This window comes from Micromonospora fiedleri (genome assembly GCF_016774385.1).
Classification (GTDB): Bacteria; Actinomycetota; Actinomycetes; order Mycobacteriales; family Micromonosporaceae; genus Micromonospora; species Micromonospora gifhornensis.
In genome coordinates this window covers 278438-297573 of sequence record NZ_JAETXL010000003.1, presented here as the reverse complement: position 1 = coordinate 297573, position 19136 = coordinate 278438, and the positions used below count along the sequence as shown (strand labels likewise).

Below are 19136 nucleotides of genomic sequence, written 5' to 3'. Positions count from 1 at the left end.
ATCGGGCGCTCAGCGGGTAGGTTGCACGCCGTGGAGGAGATCGATCGGGCCATCGTCGCGGCACTGACCGTCGACGGTCGGCTGTCGTACACGGACCTCGCCGAGCGGGTCGGCCTGTCGGTCTCCGCGGTGCACCAGCGGGTACGCCGGCTGGAGCAGCGCGGAGTCATCAAGGGCTACGGCGCGCGGGTCTCCTTCGAGGCGCTCGACCTGCCGCTGACCGCCTTCGTGGCGATCCGGCCCTTCGACCCCTCGCAGCCCGACGACGCGCCGGAACGCCTGGCCCATCTGCCGGAGATCGACTCGTGCTACTCGGTGGCGGGGGAGGACTTCTACCTGCTGCTGGTGCGGGTGGCCGGGCCGGCGGACCTGGAGCGGGTGCTGCAGGAGATCCGGACCTCGGCGAACGTCACCACCCGGACGACCGTGGTGCTCTCCACCCCGTACGAGCACCGTCCGCCGAAGCTCGCGCAGCCGGCGGAGCAGCCTCGGTCGCGTGGTGTCGCCGCCGAGCCGTCCGGCGGGTAGCCGAGCGGCCCCGCCCTGACCAGGTGTTTCGGGATGGCGTCTGGTGAGGGCTGAGGGGATTGTGCGGAATGCGACGAGATGATCAAGAACATCCGACCCCGGTGCGGTGAACTTTCGGGATACGGAGCTAGGATCCATCCCTGATTCTGCGGAAGTGAGACCCGATCGTGAGCGGCGCGAGCCAGCACGCGCGCTGTTCCCTGGTGGTGCCGCGGCACCGGGTCGCTCGGGGTGTCGTCAAGGGGAGGATGAGATGTTCCGACCGGCACGGTCGCGGTTCAGCCACACAGGGTCCGGTGCCCGCTCATGACACGCATCCTCGTACGCGCCGGCAAGCATCCGGCGACAGTGCTGTCCCACGAGCAGAGTCTGTCCACCTCGCGGCTCGGGGTGTTCGGGTCCAACTCCGGCAACATGCTCTTCTACAGCGCGGTCTTCCGGGCGCTGAGCGTGCCCGACGCCGAGCTGGTCGCCAACTCGTACGTGCACGAACGTCCGGTTCACCTGGGCCGGTACATCGCGCGGACGAACGAGGAGTTCGACCGGTTCGTGCTGCCGATGGCGAATTCGTACCGGGACACCTTCCTGCCGCACCTGGAACGACTCGCGAAGGTCATCGAGAAGCTGACCATCCCCGTCACGGTGGTCGGCATCGGCGCCCAGCTGCCGTACGGCACCGAGTTCGACTCCCTGCCCGACGAGTACAAGCGCATCGTCACCCGGTTCACCCGGGCCGTACTGGACCGCTCCGCCTCGATCGGCGTACGCGGTGAGTACACCGCCCGGATGCTGAAGTACCTCGGCTTCGGTGACGAGCACGTGCGGGTCATCGGCTGCCCGTCGATGTTCGGCAACGGGCCGCTCGGGCCGCTGGTGCGCAAGGTCGGGCACCTGCGCTACGACAGCCCGCTGGCCATCTCGTACACCCCGAAGGTCAAGGGGGTGGACCGGCTGGTCGAGGCGAACACCGACCGCTACCCGAACAGCGTCATCGTGCCGCAGCAGCATCACCGTCTCGCCCTGATGCTCTGGGGCGAGAACCCGGCCAAGGTCGGCAACAAGCGGATGCCCATCCACACCGAGCACCCGCTGTACGAGAACGACCGGATGCGCTTCTTCGTGGACGCCTCGACCTGGGTCGAGTTCATGGCCGAGCAGCACTTCGCCTTCGGCACCCGCATCCACGGCAACGTCGCGGCGGTGCTGGCCGGTACGCCGGCGGTGGTGCTGGCCCACGACTCGCGCACCGTCGAGCTCGCCGAGTACCACGGCATCCCGTACCGCCTCTACGCCGACCTGCCGCCGGACGTCGACGCGCAGCGGCTCTACGAGGAGGCCGACTTCGACGCCTTCCTGCCCCGCCAGGTGCCGACCTTCGAGACCTACCTGCGCTTCCTGGAGCACAACGACCTCGAGCACGTGTTCCAGCCCGGCAAGGAGAACCCCGCCTACGACAAGGCGATCGCCTCCGCCAACTTCCCCGGGCCGGTGCACACGCTGATGGCCTCGGACGCCGTCGGGCGTCGCCAGGTCATGTCGCGGCTGCGCTGGCTGCGGCAGGGCCACGACGGTGACCTGGCCCGACCTGCCTACGACTTCGAACCCCCCTTCCGCGAGCCCCGCGGATACAAGTCACTCGAGGAGCGGGTAACCCAGTTGGAGAAGGAACTGAAGGTCCAGCAGACCTTCCTGGCGAGCTGGCGCGGCCGGGTCAGCCGGGTGCTGCGGATGAACGGCACGTCGACGGGCGCCCGCCGGTGAGCGCCAAGTCCGGGTTGCGGGGGTGGCTGGCGGGCCGACTGCCTGCGCTGGCCGCCGAGGTGGCGGCACTGCTCGCCCTGCTGCTGGCGGCGGTGGCGGACTCGCCGTGGTGGGCGCTGCCCCCGGCCCTGGTGGCGGTCGGCCTGCTCGGCTACCTGTGGCGCAACGCGCTGAGCGGCGGTCCGACCCCCTCCGGTTCGACACTCGTGATCCGCCTGCTCCTGCTGGCCTGCGCCTACCTGTTGGGCGTGGTGCACTCCGGCGCGGATCTGGTGCTGGCCCTGGGGGTCGGCGTGGCGGCGCTGGCGATTCTCGCCGAGCCGGTGGTGACGGCGACGTCCCGTTCGGTCTATCCGGTGTCGGCCAATCTGCGCGGCAGTGGTCTGCGGCCCAACCTGCGGCCCAACACCAGTCGGGCGGTGCTGGTCAACGGCGCTGCCGTGGTGGTGGCGCTGGGCTGCGCGTTCGCCGGCACCCTTGAGGTGATCTCGCTGGTGGTGTCGGTGGCCGCGCTCGCCCTGATCGCGTTCACCGGCTGGCAGGCGGTGACCCGGGTACGGGCCCGGCACGCCAGCGAGACGCGGTTGAACGCGGCGCTGGCCGCCTACGAGCCGGCCTTCCTGCTGCACTGGGAGGCACCGGCCGGTACCGCGTACCAGGTCGGGATGTGGCTGCCCTACCTGGAGCGGCTGGGCAAGAAGTTCTTCGTGCTGGTGCGCTCGGAGGCCAACTTCAACGAGGTGCTGCGGCTGACCACGGTGCCCGTGGTCATGCGGTCGGGGCTGACCCAGATCGACGACGTGATCGTCCCGTCGCTGCGGGCGGCGTTCTACGTCAACACGGCGACGAAGAACAACCACCTCGTGCGGTACACGAACCTGACGCACATCCAGCTCAACCACGGCGACAGCGACAAGGTACCGAGCCACAACCCGGTCTTCCGGATGTACGACAAGAACTTCGTCGCCGGTCAGGCCGCAGTGGACCGCTTCGCGGCCAACGGGGTGAGCATGCCGGCGGAGATGTTCAGCATCGTCGGGCGTCCGCAGGTGGAGAACGTCGCCATCGCCGCCGCGCCGATCGCCTCGTTGACCGCGCCGCGGGTGCTGTACGCGCCGACGTGGGCCGGCTTCTACGCCGACTCGAACTACTCGTCGCTGCTGGTGGGCTACGACATCGTCAAGGCGTTGATCTCGCGGGGGTGCAGCATCGTGTTCCGGCCGCACCCGTACACGATGCGCTCGGCGGCGTTGACGCAGGAGTCGGAGCGGATCAAGGCGCTGCTCGCCGAGGACCGTCGGTCCAGTGGCCGCAAGCACGTGTTCGGTGCCGAGGCCGAGACGAAGATGTCGGTGGTGGACTGTTTCAACGCCTCGGACGCGATGGTGTCGGACGTGTCCAGTGTGGTCGCCGACTACCTGTACTCGGAGAAGCCGTTCGCGATGGTCGCGGTCTCCACGCCGGCCGAGCGGTTCACCGACGCCTTCCCGCTGGCCCGCGCGTCGTACGTGATCGACGCGCACAGCGGCCGGGTGACCAACCTGGACCCGGTGCTCGACGAGCTGCTCGGCAGCGACCCGCTGGCGGCCATCCGGCACGACCTGAAGAAGTACTACCTCGGCGACATCCCGTCCGAGGGGTACGCGCAGCACTTCATCGACGAGGCGAATCGTTACCTCTGACCTGTCGCGGCGACTGGCTCCGCCTTCCGGCGCACGCCGGGGCGGAGCCAGTCGCCGTTTCGTGGGTCAGTGTCGGGCCGTGGTGGCGTCCACCGCGTCGACCGGCGGTGCGGGCGGGTGGTTCCAGCGCAGGATGACCCGGCGTCCGTGTTCGGTGCCGAGCAGGCTGAGGGTGGCGGTGTCCAGTCGCAGCAGTCCGCCGGCCGACGGTGGCAGGCCGACCCACCGGGCACCCAGCACGCGCAGCGAGTGGGCGTGGCCGACGAGGGCGACGTGACCCTTGTCGAGCAGGGGATGGAGCCTGCTGAGTAGACGGTCGACGCGTCCGCCGATCTCGCTGGGGGACTCCCCGCCCGGGCACCCGTCGGTCCAGACGCTCCAGCCCGGCTGGTCTTCGTGGATCTCGGCGGTGGTCCGTCCCTCGTAGTCGCCGTAGTTCCATTCCGCCAGGTCCTCGTCGGTGTCGGTGCTGGTCAGGCCGGCCAGGTCGGCGGTGCGTACCGCCCGCAGTCGGGGACTGGCGACCACCGCGACGAACCGTTCGTCGGCGAGGGCGGGACGCAGCGATCGGGCCTGCCGTTCGCCGTCGGGGGTCAGGTCCAGGTCGGTGTACGAGGTGTGCCGTCGCGCGGTGCTCCAGGTGGTGGCGCCGTGTCGGATGAGCGTGATCTGTCCCATTGGCCCAGTCAACCAGTCCCCGCCTTCCGCCGATCACCTAGCATCCTAGGACACCCTACGCGATGTGCCACCCGCCTCGGGTTTTCACCCGCGACACCCGGGGACACCAACAGCACGGGGCTTGGCCGTCCCGGCCGAGCAGAGGAGGCGAGATGAGCTTCATCGACAAGGCGAAGAACAAGGTCGAGGAGATGAGCGGCACCGCCAAGGAGCGCATCGGCGACATGGCCGACAACGAGCGCATGCGCGCCGAGGGCGCCGGCGAGCAGGCCGAGGCCCGCGCGCGACAGGCGGGCGAGGACATGAAGAACAAGGCGAAGAACGCCTTCAACCGGTGACGAGCGACGCGAAGGGGCCCCCGGATGATCCCGGGGGCCCCTTCGCGGTACGTGCCGTCAGTCGTCGCGGTGGGTCTGCCACCACTGCTGGCCGGCCTCGGGCAGGGTGTCGATCGGGTCGTAGTAGGCGTACCGCTTGCTCAACGCCGCCAGGTCGGCGGATTCGATGGAGGTGCGGTAGTTCTTGGTCCAGTACGAGATGCCGCGCTCGCGGTCGTACTCGGTGACCATGTGCACCCAGCGCTTGCCGACGAACGGCACGTCACAGACGATCCGGGGAGTGGCGTAGCCGGGCAGGTAGCCCATGATGTCGTGCTGGAGCTGCTGGGCGTGCCAGACCGGCACCCGCCAGTGCTCGGCGTTGGGGATCATGTCGCACATGTAGAAGTAGTACGGCAGGATGCCGGTTTCGCCCTGCAGGCCGAAGCACAGGTCGAGCAGGTCCTTGCTGGTGGCGTTGACGCCGCGCATGAGCACACCCTGGTTGCGCACGTCGCGTACGCCGACGTCGAGGGCGGTCTGGGCGGCCTTGGCGACCAGTGGGGTGAGCGACTGGGCGTGGTTGACGTGGGTGTGGATGGCGAGGTTGACGCCGCGCCGGGCGGCGGTGCGGGCGACCCGTTCCAGGCCCTCGACGACGTCGGGTTGCAGCCAGTGCTGGGGCAGGCCCATGAGGGCCTTGGTGGCGAGTCGGATGTCCCGGATGGTCTCGATCTCCAGCAGGCGCATCAGGTAGGACTCGAGGTTGCGCCAGGGCACGTTTGCCACGTCGCCGCCGGAGACGACCACGTCGCGTACGCCGGGGTGGGCCTTGAGGTAGGTGATGTGGGCGTCGTAGCGGTCGACCGGCTTGAGGCTGAGTTTGAGCTTGTCGACGGCGGGGGTGGAGTTGCCGACCAGGTCCATGCGGGTGCAGTGGCCGCAGTACTGGGGGCAGGTGGCGAGCAGTTCGGCGAGGACCTTGGTGGGGTAGCGGTGGGTGAGGCCCTCGGCGACCCACATGTCGTGTTCGTGCAGGGAGTCGCGGCTGGCGTAGGGGTGTGAGGGCCAGTCGGTGCGGCGGTCGGAGGCGACCGGGATCATGTAGCGCCGGATCGGGTCGGCGAGCAGTGCTTCGGTGCTCGGGGGCGCGGACGGCACCATCGTGTTGATCATTTGTGGCGGCACCAGCATGGACATGGTGGCCAGCGCGCGTTGGTCGGCTTCCAGGTCGGCGTAGAAGCTCTCGTCGACGGTGTCGCCGAGCACGGTGCGCAGTTGTTTGACGTTCTTCACGCAGTTGACGCGCTGCCACTGGGCGTTTTCCCACTGGTCGCGGGTGACGTGGCGCCAGCCGGGGAAGCGGGTCCAGTCGGGTTCGACGAGTGGGGTGCGTCGGTATTCGTACGGTTGGCCGGTGGTGTTGGCGGGGGCCGGCTGGGCAGCCGGGGTGCTCTGCACCGGCGGGTGGGTCTGGGTCACGGCCCCTCCTGGTGGTTGATCGAAGAATCTGAAGGGTACTGGAAAATATCCGGTCAAGAAATTAGTCTGCCGTAAGTTTTCCCGCCTCGCGAGCCTCGGCCGGGGGTTTCAGGCGGTCGGACAGGGAGGTCGGCGTGACGTCACCGGTGGGTCTGCACCGCGTCGTGGAACCGGCGGGGGTGCTGCCGCAGGCCGCCTGGCGCTTGGACGCGCGCCCGGAGATCGCGGCGAACGAGGTACGTATCCGGGTGGAGCGGCTGAACCTGGACGCGGCGAGTTTCCGTCAGCTGTTCGACAAGCACGGCGGTGACGGTGCTGCGGTCCGCGCCGAGGTTCTGGAGATCATTTCGACGCGGGGGAAGATGCAGAACCCGGTGACCGGGTCGGGTGGCATGTTGATCGGCACGGTCGAGGAGGCCGGTCGGCGTTCGCCGCTGGGGCTGAAGGCGGGTGAGCGGGTCGCCACGCTGGTGTCGCTGACGTTGACGCCGCTGGTGGTGACCGACGGTCTGGCCCGCTGGGACGGCCGTAGTGAGCAGGTGCCGTGTGACGGGTGGGCGATCCTGTTCGCCCGGTCGGTCGCGGCGGTGCTGCCGGAGGATCTGGATCCGCAGTTGTCGCTGGCGGTGCTGGACGTGTGCGGGGCGCCGGCGCTTACCGCGCGGGTGGTGTCGCGGTACGTGGCCGAGCGGGCGGGCGACGGGTCACCGGTGACGGTGGCGGTGATCGGTGGCGCGGGTAAGAGCGGTTCGCTGTCGCTTGCGGCCGCGCGGCAGGCGGGGGCGGGTCGTACGGTCGGGGTGGTGCCGGTGGCGGCGGAGCGGGACGCGCTGGTGGCGGCCGGGTTGTGTGATGCGGTGGCGCTGGCCGACGCCCGGGATCCGGTGGCGTTGTCGACGGCGGTGACGTCGGCGTTGGGGGTGCCGGCGGATGTGACGGTGGTCTGCGTGGACGTGCCGGGCTGTGAGCACGGTGCGGTGCTGGCGACGGCCGACGGCGGCACAGTGATCTTTTTCTCGATGGCGACGAGTTTCTCGGCGGCGGCGTTGGGCGCGGAGGGCCTGGCGGCGGACGTGATGATGCTGGTCGGTAACGGGTACGTGCCGGGACACGCGGAGTTGGCGTTGGGGTTGCTGCGGGGCGATCCGGGGGTGCGGGGGCTGTTCGAGGCTCGGCTGGCGGCAGACTGAGGCCATGACGAACAACCCCTCGACGTTGTACCGCGGTGGTGTGCTGCATTGTCCGGCGGAACCGTCCGCGACGGCGCTGTTGGTACGGGATGGGCGGATTGCCTGGTTGGGTGCGGACGCGGACGCGCCGGCCGCCGACCGGGTGGTGGACCTGGCCGGGGCGTTGGTGACGCCGGCGTTCGTGGACGCGCATGTGCATGTCAGCGACACCGGGCTGGCGTTGTCGGGCCTGGACCTGTCCGGGGTGCGGTCGGCCGGTGAGTTGTTGGACGCGGTGTCGGCGTTCGCGGCGGGGTTGCCGGCGGACGCGGTGGTGTTGGGTCATGGCTGGGACGAGTCGACGTGGGCGGTGCCGCAGCCGCCTTCGGCGGTGGAGTTGGGGCGGGCGGCCGGTGGGCGGCGGGTGTATCTGTCGCAGGCGTCGATTCATTCGGCGTTGGTGTCCTCGGCGTTGCTGGGGGCGTGTCCGCAGGCGGCGGCGGTGTCCGGGTACGACGGGTCGGGTTGGTTGCGGCTGGACGCGCATCACGTGGTGCGGGCGGCGGCGCGGGCGTCGGTGACGCGGGCGCAGCGGATGGCGGCGCAGCGGGTGGCGTTGGCGCATGCGGCGTCGTTGGGGATCGCGGCGGTGCACGAGTGTGGTGGGCCGGAGATCTCCGACGAGGAGGATTTCACCGGCTTGTTGTCGATCTCCGGTGCGGGGGTGCCGGAGGTGTACGGGTACTGGGGCGAGTTGGGTGGTGCGGCCCGGGCGCGGGAGTTGGGTGCGGTGGGTGCCGGTGGGGATCTGTTCGCCGACGGGGCGTTGGGGTCGCGTACGGCGTTTCTGTCGCAGGCGTACGTCGACGGTGACGGGTGTGGTCACGGGTATCTGAGTGCGGAGCAGGTGCGTGATCACCTGTTGGACTGTGCGGCGCATGGGATGCAGGGCGGTTTCCACGCGATCGGTGATGCGGCGATCTCGACGGTGGTGGCGGGGTTCGCGGCGGCGGCGCAGCGGCTGGGTACGGATCGGGTGCGTGCGGCGCGGCATCGGGTGGAGCACGCGGAGGTGATGGATCGGCGGTTGATCGCCGCTTTCGTGGAGTACGGGGTGGTGGCGTCGATGCAGCCGGCGTTCGACCGGTTGTGGGGTGGTGCGGGGCGGATGTACGAGACGCGGTTGGGGTTGGAGCGGTCGTTGGCGTCGAATCCGATGGGGGCGATGCACGGGGTGGGGGTGACGTTGGCGTTCGGTTCGGATTCGCCGGTGACGCCGTTGGATCCGTGGGGTTCGGTGCGGGCGGCGGTGGCGCATCACAGTCCGGTGCAGCGGATGACGGTGCGGGCGGCGTTCGCGGCGCACACCCGGGGTGGTTGGCGGGCGGTGCATATGGACAGCGAGGGGGTGTTGGCGTTGGGGGCGCCGGCGACGTTCGCGGTGTGGTCGACGCCGGCGGGGGTGCAGCGGGGTCTGCCGGTGTTGCAGGCCGAGGATCCGGAGTTGCGGGGGGAGCAGGATCCGACGCCGTTGCCGGTGTGTCGGGCGACGGTGTTGCGCGGTGACGTGATCTATGAGGGGGAAGGGCTGTCGTGACGGGCAAGCTTGATCTGGATCCGGTGCTGGTGGCGCGGGCGCGGGAGTTGGCGCGTCGGGCGGGGCGTCCGGTGGTGGAGTTGGCGCGGAGCCACACCACGGTGTCGGTGGAGCGGGCCGTGTTGCGGTTGGCGGGGGTCGCCGGTGCGGATCCGGATGGTATTCCGTGGGTGAATCGGCTGGTGGATGCCGTGGTGGCGGATGTGGGGTTGGGGCATGGGGTGGCGTTGCCGGTGTTCGATGCGCTGGCGCGGGAGCAGATCACCGATGTGACGTTGCTGGCGCAGAAGGCGGCGGCGGGGTCGGTGCGGTTCGAGGTGCCGTCGGGGAAGGCGGCGACGGCGGCGCGGCGTGCGGCGCGTAGGGCGGTGGGTGCGGGGGTTCGGCTGATCGATCGGCGGCGGGCGGAGCGGGAGCGCCTGGTGCGGCGGTTCGGGGATCCGGCGCGGCGGCCGTGGATCTATCTGATCGTGGCGACGGGGGACATCTACGAGGACATTCCGCAGGCGCAGGCGGCGGCGCGGGCCGGGGCGGATGTGATCGCGGTGATCCGGTCGACGGGGCAGTCGTTGTTGGACTTCGTGCCGGAGGGGGCGACGCGGGAGGGGTTCGCGGGCACGTACGCGACGCAGGAGAATTTCCGGTTGATGCGGGCGGCGTTGGATTCGTCGTCGAAGGAGTTGGGCCGCTATGTGCGGTTGACGAATTACGCGTCGGGGTTGTGTATGCCGGAGATGGCGACGTTGGCGGGTCTTGAGCGGTTGGACATGATGCTCAACGATTCGATGTACGGGATTTTGTTCCGGGACATCAATCCGATTCGGACGTTCGTGGATCAGCGTTTTTCGCGGCAGGTGCACGCGCGGGCGGGGATCATCATCAACACCGGTGAGGACAACTATCTGACCACTGCGGACGCGGTCGACGAGGCGCACACGGTGACGGTGTCGCAGTTGTTGAACGAGTATTTCGCACATGAGGCGGGGTTGGCGGACTGGCAGTTGGGGTTGGGGCACGCGTTCGAGATCAATCCTGATGTGCCGGAGTCGTTGCGGTTGGAGTTGGCGCACGCGTTGTTGGCGCGGGAGTTGTTTCCGGATGCGCCGTTGAAGTGGATGCCGCCGACGAAGCACATGACCGGTGACGTGTTCCGGGGGAATCTGCTCGACGGGTTCTTCAATCTGGTGGGCACGATGACGGGGCAGGGCATTCTGCTGGTGGGGATGATGACCGAGGCGGTGGTGACGCCGTGGTTGTCGGATCGGGACATCGCGTTGCAGAACGTGCGGTACGTGCTGGGTGCGGCGGGCGGGTTGCACGAGGATTTCGTGCCGGCGCCGGGTGGGTTCATCCAGCAGCGGGCGCATCGGGTGCTCGGTGAGGCGGTGGAGCTGCTGGAGCGGATCGGGGATCAGTCGTTGTTGACGGCGATCGCCGAGGGCACGTTCGGGATCATGAAACGGCCGGCGGATCGGGGGAAGGGCCTGGACGGGGTGGCGCGGCACGAGGCGGACTACTACAACCCGGCCACCGAGATCCTGGAGCAGTCGGCATGAGCGAACGCACCGAGCGCAGCGAGGGCCGTGAGGGCATGCCCAGCCAGCACAGCATGAGCGAACGCAGCGAGAAGACGGTGGTGCGGCCGTACGGGGACACCACGGGTGACGGCATGGTGCAGGTGTCGTTCACGTTGCCGGTGCCGCACGACAAGCGGGCTGAGGGCGCTGCGGTGCAGTTGGCCAACAAGATGGGCATGGATCCGGCGATGCTGGTGCACGCCAAGCCGATCGGTGACGGGTTCACCTTCTTCGTGGTGTACGGGCGGGTGAACCATCTGGTGGACCTGGCGAAGGTGCAGGTGGTGGAGCGCGATTTTCCGCTGCTGAGTGCCAAGGAGGTCAACGCGGTGGTGAAGCGGCGGTTGCGCCGCAAGCTGTCGGTGGTGGGGGCGTGCATCGGCACGGATGCGCACACGGTCGGCATCGACGCGATCCTGAATGTGAAGGGCATCGCCGGTGAGAAGGGCCTGGAGTACTACCGGGAGTTGAAGGTGACGAACCTGGGTGCGCAGGTGAGTGTGCCGGAGCTGGTCGAGGCGGCTCGGCGGGAACGCGCCGACGCGGTGCTGGTGTCGCAGGTGGTGACGCAGCGGGATGCGCATCTGCACAACACACGGGAGATGTCGGCGGCGTTTCGGGAGGCGTTGCCGGCGGGGCGGCGGCCGTTGCTGATCGTGGGTGGGCCGCGGTTCGACGAGTCGATGGCGGCCGAGCTTGGGGTGGATCGGATCTTCGGTCGGGGGACGACGCCGGGTGAGGTGGCCAGTTATCTGGTCCATGCGTTGGTCACGGACAGGAACACGGACAAGAGGGTGAAGTGATGTCTGATTCGCGGGTCGGGTTGTCGGTGACGCACCGCCGGTACGTGCCGTATTCGCACGCCCACTATGCCGGTGATCTGGTCGACGGGGCGTACGCGTTGGGGTTGTTCGGTGATGTGGCCACGGAGGTGTGTATCCGCACCGACGGGGACGAGGGGTTGTTCGCGTCCTATTCGGATGTGCAGTTCCGGGCGCCGATCCGGGCGGGGGACGTGCTGGAGGTGGTGGCGACGGTGACGCGGGTCGGTACCCGTAGCCGCACCCTCGATTTCGAGGCGCGGGTGGTGTGTCGGGGGCGGCCTGATCGGGGTGGGTCGGCGGCGGAGGTGTTGGCGGAGCCGGTGGTGGCGGTGACGGCGACCGGCACGGTGGTCGTTCCGCCGGCGGCGTGAGGGTCGCGGTCTGCGCCGACGTCGGTTCGACGTTCACCAAGGCGCTGGTGGTCGACCTCGACGGCGGTGGGCTGGTGGCGTCGGCGTCGGCGCGTACGTCGGTGGACACGGATGTGCTGCACGGCCTGGAGGCGGCGGTCGGGTCGGCGTTGGCGGGCCTGGGGGCGCGGGACGTGCCGTGGTTGGTGTGTTCGTCGGCGGGGGGTGGGTTGCGGCTGGCGGTGGTGGGTTACGAGCCGCTGGTGACGGCACAGGCGGGTCGGCGGGTCGGTTTGTCGGCGGGCGCGAACGTGGTGCATGTGGCCGCCGGTCGGCTCGGTCGGGGTGAGTTGACGGCGTTGCGGGCGGCCCGCGCGGATGTGGTGCTGCTGGTCGGTGGCACCGACGGTGGGGACGCCGAGACGTTGCTGCACAACGCGACGCGGCTGGCGCGGGCCCGGTTCCGGGTGCCGGTGGTGGTGGCGGGCAACGGGGATGTCCGCGACGAGGTGCGGGGGTTGTTGGCGGCGGCGGGGGTGCCGGTGACGGTGGCCGACAATGTGTTGCCGCGGATCGGGGTGTTGGCGCCGGCGTCGGCGCGGGAGGCGATCCGGCAGGTGTTCCTGCGGCACGTCATCGGTGGTAAGCGGTTGTCGCGGGGGCGCAGGTTCGCCGGCCTGGTGCGGGCGGCGACCCCGGATGCGGTGTTGACCGGGGTGGAGGCGTTGGCCGAGGTGGCCGGTGGTGACCTGGTGGTGGTGGATGTGGGTGGGGCCACCACGGACGTGTATTCGGTGTTGACGCCGGACGAGCGGGCCTCCGGGCCGGGTCGGGAGGTGGCGGGTTCGTTGTGGCGGGCCCGCACGGTCGAGGGTGATCTGGGGATGCGGTGGAGTGCGCCGGGGGTGGTGCGGGCCGCGGTCGAGGAACGGCTGGTGGGGCCGGCTGAGCGCGACGAGTTGGCGCCGGCGGCGGCGCGGCGGGCCACCGATCCGGGGTTTCTGCCGGCCGATGCGGCGGGGCGGGCGGTGGATGCGCGGATCGCGGCGTTGGCGGCGACGGTGGCGGTGCGTCGGCATGCCCGTGGGGTGGGTACGGGGGAGCGGTCGGGTCGGGATCTGCGGGATGTGCGGCTGCTGGTCGGGTCGGGTGGGGTGTTGCGCCACGCCCGGGACAACGAGGCGACCGGTGTGCTGGACGCGGTGTTGACCGATCATGCCGGTGGGTGGGCGGTGCCGCGGGCGGCGCGGCCGGTGGTCGATGTGGACTACGTGTTGGCGGCGGCGGGACTGCTGGTGGGGGAGTATCCGGTGGCGGCGCGCGGGTTGCTGCGGTCGCTGCTCGGTTGACCGGCCACACCGCCCGGGTGGGATGCGACACGCCGATGTGTGGTGACGACTCGGCGGTGGTGGGTTGACAAGGGCGGGGGTGGCCCACGTACCGTCTTTGAGTCCTACCACGGGAAGTGGCTGTTGTTCGCTTCGTCCCTTCGTCCGCTGGCCGAGCGACATGTTGTTGCGGCGGCCAGGTCCAGCGGGCGGGGGTCGGCGGGGCGGCGCGAACCGGCCGCGGTTACCGGTGTACGGGCAGGGTGAGGTGCACGGCCAGTAGACAACGGCCCGACGGGGACAGCCAGTCACCGTCGTGTCGGTCCGAAGGTCGGCGTGCCGCACTCTCGCCCCACCGGCCGGGAAGGGCCTGGGAGCATCGGGGCGCGGCGCACGCCGCGCCCCGACTTGGTGTGGCGGGTCGGTCAGCCGGTGGCGGGTCGGGCCCGTACGTGCAGGCGTTCGCCCTGCGGGCCGAACAGGTTGAGCACCTCGGCGGTTTCGGGGCCGGGGTTGCTGACGTGGTGCGGGGTGCGGGTGTCGAACTCGGCCACCTCGCCCGGTTCGAGGATCAGGTCGTGGTCGCCGAGTTGCAGTCGCAGCCGGCCGGAGAGCACGTACAGCCATTCGTAGCCTTCGTGGGACTGTAGTTGCGTCTCGGTGGGGCTGTGCGGTGGCAGGATCTGTTTGAAGGCTTGCAGGCCGCCGGGGCGGCGGGTCAGCGGCAGGAACGTGGTGCCGTGGCGGACGATCGGGCGGGGCCGTACCCGGGGGTCGCCGACGGCGGGGGCGCCGACCAGTTCGTCCAGCGGCACCTGGTGGGCGCGGGCCAGCGGCAGCAGCAGTTCCAGGGTGGGGCGGCGTTGTCCGGATTCGAGTCGGGACAGGGTGCTCACCGAGATGCCGGTGGTGTCGGCGAGTTCGCTCAGGGTGGTGCCGCGGTTCTTGCGCAGGGCCCGCAGGCGGGGACCCACCGCCGCCAGCACCGCCGCCTCGTCGTTTGCCACAACGGCAACAATACTTGTCGTCACCGGTGGTGCGGGTGGATGGTGACGCACAGAACCGACGAGGGAGCGGACATGGACGACAGGTACGACGTGGTGGTGGTCGGTGGCGGGGCCGCCGGTCTGGCGGGGGCGTTGACGCTGGCCCGGGCACGCCGTTCGGTGCTGGTGGTGGACGCCGGTGAGCCGCGTAACGCCCCGGCCGCCGGGGTGCACAACTACCCGGGTCGGGAGGGCATGCCGCCGGCGCAGTTGGCGGCGATCAGCCGCGACGAGGTGGCCGGTTACGGCGGGCAGCTGGTGACCGGGCGGGTCACCGGCGTCGACCGCGACGGCGACGAGTTCACCGTCACCGTCGACGGCGGGCGTACGGTGCGGGCGCGGCGGCTGCTGGTCACCACCGGTCTGGTCGACGAGTTGCCGCCGCTGCCGGGGCTGGCCGAGCGGTGGGGACGTGACGTGCTGCACTGCCCGTACTGCCACGGGTGGGAGGCGGCCGACAGACGTATCGCGGTGTTGGCCACCGGGCCGCTGGCGGCACACCAGGCGCGGCTGTGGCGGCAGTGGAGCGCCGACGTGCTGCTTCTGCTGCACCACGAGCCGGCGCCCGACGCTGAGGAGGCCGAGCGGCTGGCCGCCCTGGGGGTGGCCGTGGTGCCGGGCCCGGTGGCCGAGCTGACCGTCGACGCCGACCAGGTCACCGGGGTGCGGCTGGCCTCGGGGGAACATGTCGAGTGCGACGTGCTGGTGGTGGGTCCGAAGATGACCGCCCGGTCGGAGCTGCTGGGGTCGTTGGGGTTGACGGCGGAGCCGGTGGAGATGTTCGGGCATGTGCTCGGCGAGCAGGTGCCGGCCGGGCCGTCGGGGGCCACCTCGGTGCCGGGGGTGTGGGTGGCCGGCAACGTCGCCGACCTGTCGGCGAAGGTGATCCGCGCGGCGGGGGCCGGGATCACCGCCGCGGCGGCGATCAATGCGGATCTGATGGAGGAGGACACCCGGCAGGCGGTGGCGCGGCACCGGCGGCTGCGGGAGGAGGCGTTCACCGAGGCCGGTTGGGAGCAGCGCTACCAGGAACGGCCGGCGGTGTGGAGTGGCCGACCCAACCCGCAGCTGGTGGCCGAGGCGGCGGAGTTGACCCCGGGGCGGGCCCTGGACGTGGGCTGCGGTGAGGGGGCCGACGCGGTGTGGCTGGCCGAACGGGGTTGGCGGGTCACCGGGGTGGACATCTCCAAGACCGCCCTGCAGCGGGCCGCGCAGCACGCCCGCGAGGTGGGTGAGCAGGTCGCGCAGCGCATCGAGTGGGTGCACACCGACCTGCTGCGCGGCGACCTGGAGGAGGGGGCGTACGACCTGGTGTCGGCGCAGTTCATGCATCTGCCGCCGCAGCCGCGGCGGGAGCTGTACGCGCGGCTGGCCGCGGCGGTGGCTCCCGGTGGGCGGCTGCTGATCGTCGGGCATCACCCGCGTGACCTGCGGTCCACGGCGCACCGCCTGCACTACCCGGAGATGATGTTCACTGCCGAGCAGGTCGCCGCCGAGCTGGACCCGCAGCAGTTCGAGGTGCTGGTGGCGCAGACCCGCCCGCGTGGCGCGGTGGACCCGCAGGGCCGCGACATCGTCGTGCACGACGCGGTGCTGGTGGCCCGGCGGGTGTGAGTCGGCCGACCGGCGGCGTCACCGCCCCGGCGGTCCCGGTAGCCTTCGGCGGGTGACCGTGCCCGACTCGCCCGTGACGACCGTGGACCCTGTCGCCGCGGCCACCCCGCCACCCCGCCTGTCGCCGGTGCGTCTGCCGGTGGCGCTGGCCATGGCGGTGGCCGCCGGGTTGGCGTTGCTGCTGGCCTTCCCGCCGTACGGGTGGTGGCCGTTGGCGCCGGTGGGGGTGGCGCTGCTGGCCGCGGCGACGCACCGGCGGCGGCTGCGGGCCGGTGCCGGTCTGGGGTTCGTGACCGGTGTGGCCCTGTTCGCGCCGTTGCTGGCGTGGACGAACCTGCACACCGGCTACCTGCCGTGGGTGTTGTTGTCGCTGTTGCAGGCCGGCTATCTGGCGTTGTTGGGTGTGGCGACGGCGTGGGTGTCGCCGCTGGTCGATCGGTTCCCGCCGGTGTGGCCGGTGGTGACCGGTGTGCTGTGGGTGGGGCAGGAGGCGCTGCGCGACCGTACCCCGTTCGGTGGGTTCCCGTGGGGGCGGTTGGCGTTCGGTCAGGACGACTCGCCGTTGCTGCGGCTGGCCGCCCTCGGCGGCGCCCCGCTGGTGACGTTCGCGGTGGCGGTGACCGGTGGGCTGCTCGTCGCCGCCGGGTGGTGGCTGGTCCAGGCCCGTCGGCAGCCCACCGCGGCACGCTGGTGGGTTCCGGTTGCCGGGGCCGGCGCGGCCGTGGTGGTGCTGCTCACCGGCGCGCTGCTGGTGCCGCTGGGCGGGTCCGCGAGCGGGGGGAGTGTCACGGTCGCCATCGTGCAGGGCAACGTGCCGCGGCTGGGGTTGGACTTCAACGCCCAACGGCAGGCGGTGCTCGACAACCACGTCGACGCCACGATCGAGTTGGCCGCCCAGGTGGCCGCCGGTGCGCGGCCACAGCCCGACCTGGTGGTGTGGCCGGAGAACTCCAGCGACATCGACCCGCTGCGCAACCCGGCCGCCGGTGCCCGCATCTCGGCCGCCGCCGACGCCGTCGGGGTGCCGATCCTGGTCGGGGCGGTGTTGAGCGGCCCGGAGCAGGGGCAGGTGCGCAACGCGGGGCTGCTGTGGCGTCCCGGTACCGGCCCTGACCTGGAGCAGCTGTACATCAAGCGGCATCCGGTGCCGTTCGCCGAATACGTGCCGATGCGCGACATCGCCCGGATGGTCAGCAAGCAGGTCGACCGGGTCCGCGCCGACTTCGTGGCCGGCACCGCACCGGGGGTGGTGCGTACCCCGGCGGTGGTGCTCGGCGACGTGATCTGTTTCGAGGTCGCCTACGACGGGTTGGTGCGGGACACGGTGACCGGTGGGGCGCAGTTGCTGGTGGTGCAGACCAACAACGCCACCTTCGACGTGGCCGAGGCCCGTCAGCAGTTGGCCATGGTGCGGTTGCGGGCCGTCGAGCACGGTCGGCCGGCGTTGATGGCCTCCACGGTCGGGGTGTCCGGGTTCGTCACCCCGGACGGGCGGGTAAGCGATGCGACCGGCTTCAACACCCGCGCGGTCGTGGTACGGCAGCTGACGCTGACCGAGGGGCGCACCCTGGCCACCCGGATCGGGATGCTGCCGGAGGTGCTGCTGGCCGGGCTGGCCGTGGCCGCGCTGGCCGGCGCGGCGGTGCTGCGGCGGCGCCCCGGCTAGACCCGCGGGCCGGTACGAGGGAGGCAGCGGTGATGCAGGAGACCATTCGTCCGGCAATGACCGAGGTGCCTGGGGTGGGCCGGGTGCTGGTGGTGATCCCCACCTTCAACGAGGCCGACAACGTCTCCACGATCGTGGGTCGGGTCCGGCGGGCCGCCCCGCAGGTGGAGGTGCTCGTCGCCGACGACAACAGTCCCGACGGCACCGGCACCATCGCCGAGGACCTGGCCCGCGCCGACAGTCAGGTGCACGTGCTGCACCGGGAAGGCAAGCAGGGGCTCGGCGCGGCCTATCTGGCCGGGTTCGCGTGGGCGCGGCAGCGGGGCTTCGACGCGGTGGTGGAGATGGACGCCGACGGGTCGCACGATCCGCGGGATCTGCCCGCTCTGCTGGCCGCCGCCGTCGACGCCGACGTGGTGATCGGGTCGCGGTGGACGCGCGGCGCGCGGGTGGTCAACTGGCCGCTGCGGCGGCTGCTGCTGTCGCGGGGCGGCAACCTGTACGCGCGGCTGGCGTTGGGGATGCCGGTGGCCGATGCGACAGGCGGCTACCGGGTCTACCGGTCGAGCCTGCTGGACCTGCTGGACCTGGAGTCGGTGTCCTCGCAGGGCTACTCGTTCCAGGTGGAGTTGTGCCGGTTGGCGCATCGGGCCGGGGCCCGCATCGCGGAGGTGCCGATCACGTTCGCGGAACGGGAACGCGGCGCCAGCAAGATGAGTCCGCTGATCGTCATCGAGGCGTTGTGGCGGATCACCGGGTGGGCGATGGACGACCGGCGTACGGCGGTGCGTCGGGGGTGGCGGGCGGTCACGGCGGGGCAGGCACGGTGGCCGTGAGCCGGGTCGTGTCATGCTGGAGGTACGCAGACGGCTGCGCCGCACCGGCCAGCCGCGTACGTTGACACGCCATGCGGCGGATGGGGTGATATGCGCCGGTCACTGCGGTTCGTACCGTTGGCCCTGCTGGTGTCCGTGGTCGCGGAGCTGGCCGTGTTCGTGCTGGTGGGCCGGGCGATCGGCTTCGGCGCGGCGACCCTGCTGGTGTTCGCGGCGTCGCTGCTCGGCATGGTGCTGCTGCGGCGGGAAGGTATCCGCGCCTGGCGGGGCTTCCGGGAGGCCGCGCAGTCCGGCCGGCCACCGGGACGGCAGGTGACCGACGGGCTGGTGGGGTTGCTCGGCGCGTTGCTGCTGGCGACCCCGGGCCTGGTCAGTGGCCTGGTGGGGGTGGTGTTGCTGGTGCCGCCGGTGCGGAAGTTGGCGCGCGGCGGGATGCAGCGGGCCGCTGAGCGTCGGGTGTCGTCGATGACCGCCGGTGACCTGTTCGGGCCGCGTCGGGTGCGGGTGTACCGGGGTGCCCCGCAGCCGGACGAGGCGGCCCGAGCGGAGCCCACCGGTCCGGCCGCGCCGCGCCCGCCGGCCGCGCCGGTGGTCGACAACGGTCAGGCCATCGAAGGCGAGATCGTCGAGCCACGCTGACGAGACAACGACGACGCCCCCGGGAGTTGATCTCCCGGGGGC

The 19136-nt window shown here is 70.9% G+C and carries 17 protein-coding genes; 14 read left to right on the top strand and 3 right to left on the bottom strand.

Annotated elements, in window-relative coordinates:
• Positions 1-30 precede the first annotated feature (30 nt).
• The 3 genes from JMF97_RS09110 (at position 31) to JMF97_RS09100 (ending at position 3971) form a co-directional block, all read left to right on the top strand.
• Positions 31-528: an Lrp/AsnC family transcriptional regulator gene (locus JMF97_RS09110; RefSeq protein ID WP_203221140.1), complete on the top strand. Its 498-nt coding sequence runs from the start codon at positions 31-33 to the stop codon at positions 526-528.
• Positions 529-834: 306 nt separating this feature from the next.
• Entirely contained in the window at positions 835-2289 is a 1455-nt protein-coding gene (locus JMF97_RS09105; RefSeq protein ID WP_126712957.1) for a polysaccharide pyruvyl transferase family protein, read from the top strand.
• Positions 2286-3971 (top strand): CDP-glycerol glycerophosphotransferase family protein, encoded by a 1686-nt coding sequence (locus tag JMF97_RS09100; protein ID WP_203221139.1) that lies wholly within the window; start codon positions 2286-2288, stop codon positions 3969-3971. Before JMF97_RS09105 ends, JMF97_RS09100 begins: the two co-directional genes overlap by 4 nt.
• A 66-nt stretch (positions 3972-4037) precedes the next feature.
• Here JMF97_RS09100 and JMF97_RS09095 read toward each other — a convergent pair whose 3' ends face one another.
• Positions 4038-4649 (bottom strand): histidine phosphatase family protein, encoded by a 612-nt coding sequence (locus JMF97_RS09095; RefSeq protein WP_203221138.1) that lies wholly within the window; start codon positions 4647-4649, stop codon positions 4038-4040.
• Between the two features lie 152 nt (positions 4650-4801).
• Here JMF97_RS09095 and JMF97_RS09090 point away from each other — a divergent pair, with 152 nt between their 5' ends.
• Positions 4802-4987, top strand: a complete 186-nt coding sequence (locus JMF97_RS09090) for a CsbD family protein (protein ID WP_203221137.1) — start codon at positions 4802-4804, stop codon at positions 4985-4987.
• Positions 4988-5044: 57 nt separating this feature from the next.
• On the opposite strand, the gene JMF97_RS09085 is transcribed toward JMF97_RS09090, so the two are convergent.
• On the bottom strand, positions 5045-6448 hold the full coding sequence (locus JMF97_RS09085) for a KamA family radical SAM protein (RefSeq protein WP_203221136.1): 1404 nt from the start codon (positions 6446-6448) through the stop codon (positions 5045-5047).
• Positions 6449-6582: 134 nt separating this feature from the next.
• Here JMF97_RS09085 and kdd point away from each other — a divergent pair, with 134 nt between their 5' ends.
• Genes kdd through JMF97_RS09050 form a run of 6 tightly spaced genes read left to right on the top strand, consistent with a single transcriptional unit; the run spans position 6583 to position 13314 of the window.
• Positions 6583-7638, top strand: a complete 1056-nt coding sequence (kdd, locus tag JMF97_RS09080; protein ID WP_459541058.1) for an L-erythro-3,5-diaminohexanoate dehydrogenase — start codon at positions 6583-6585, stop codon at positions 7636-7638.
• 4 nt (positions 7639-7642) lie between these two features.
• Positions 7643-9214: an amidohydrolase gene (locus tag JMF97_RS09075; RefSeq protein WP_203221135.1), complete on the top strand. Its 1572-nt coding sequence runs from the start codon at positions 7643-7645 to the stop codon at positions 9212-9214.
• Entirely contained in the window at positions 9211-10770 is a 1560-nt protein-coding gene (gene kamD / locus JMF97_RS09070; RefSeq protein ID WP_203221134.1) for a lysine 5,6-aminomutase subunit alpha, read from the top strand. Before JMF97_RS09075 ends, kamD begins: the two co-directional genes overlap by 4 nt.
• A 53-nt stretch (positions 10771-10823) precedes the next feature.
• Positions 10824-11594 (top strand): lysine 5,6-aminomutase subunit beta, encoded by a 771-nt coding sequence (gene kamE, locus JMF97_RS09060; protein ID WP_203221455.1) that lies wholly within the window; start codon positions 10824-10826, stop codon positions 11592-11594.
• The gene (kal, locus tag JMF97_RS09055) at positions 11594-11986 is read left to right on the top strand and encodes a 3-aminobutyryl-CoA ammonia lyase (RefSeq protein WP_203221133.1); all 393 of its coding nucleotides are present in this window, start codon (positions 11594-11596) and stop codon (positions 11984-11986) included. Before kamE ends, kal begins: the two co-directional genes overlap by 1 nt.
• Positions 11983-13314, top strand: coding sequence for a glutamate mutase L (locus JMF97_RS09050; RefSeq protein ID WP_203221132.1), 1332 nt, complete (start codon positions 11983-11985; stop codon positions 13312-13314). Before kal ends, JMF97_RS09050 begins: the two co-directional genes overlap by 4 nt.
• A gap of 404 nt (positions 13315-13718) precedes the next feature.
• Here the strand turns inward: JMF97_RS09050 and JMF97_RS09045 are convergent, their stop codons facing one another.
• Positions 13719-14300: a helix-turn-helix domain-containing protein gene (locus JMF97_RS09045; protein ID WP_203221131.1), complete on the bottom strand. Its 582-nt coding sequence runs from the start codon at positions 14298-14300 to the stop codon at positions 13719-13721.
• 72 nt (positions 14301-14372) lie between these two features.
• Between JMF97_RS09045 and JMF97_RS09040 the strand changes: the two genes are divergently transcribed.
• From JMF97_RS09040 to JMF97_RS09025, 4 genes are all read left to right on the top strand, one after another.
• On the top strand, positions 14373-15953 hold the full coding sequence (locus JMF97_RS09040) for a bifunctional NAD(P)/FAD-dependent oxidoreductase/class I SAM-dependent methyltransferase (protein WP_203221130.1): 1581 nt from the start codon (positions 14373-14375) through the stop codon (positions 15951-15953).
• A 52-nt stretch (positions 15954-16005) separates the two neighbouring features.
• Positions 16006-17619 (top strand): apolipoprotein N-acyltransferase, encoded by a 1614-nt coding sequence (gene lnt / locus JMF97_RS09035; protein WP_203221129.1) that lies wholly within the window; start codon positions 16006-16008, stop codon positions 17617-17619.
• 32 nt (positions 17620-17651) lie between these two features.
• A complete protein-coding gene (locus JMF97_RS09030) occupies positions 17652-18455 on the top strand; it encodes a polyprenol monophosphomannose synthase (RefSeq protein ID WP_203221454.1) in 804 nt (267 codons plus the stop codon).
• A 90-nt stretch (positions 18456-18545) separates the two neighbouring features.
• Positions 18546-19094, top strand: a complete 549-nt coding sequence (locus tag JMF97_RS09025) for an FxsA family protein (RefSeq protein ID WP_203221128.1) — start codon at positions 18546-18548, stop codon at positions 19092-19094.
• The last annotated feature ends 42 nt before the right edge of the window (positions 19095-19136 follow it).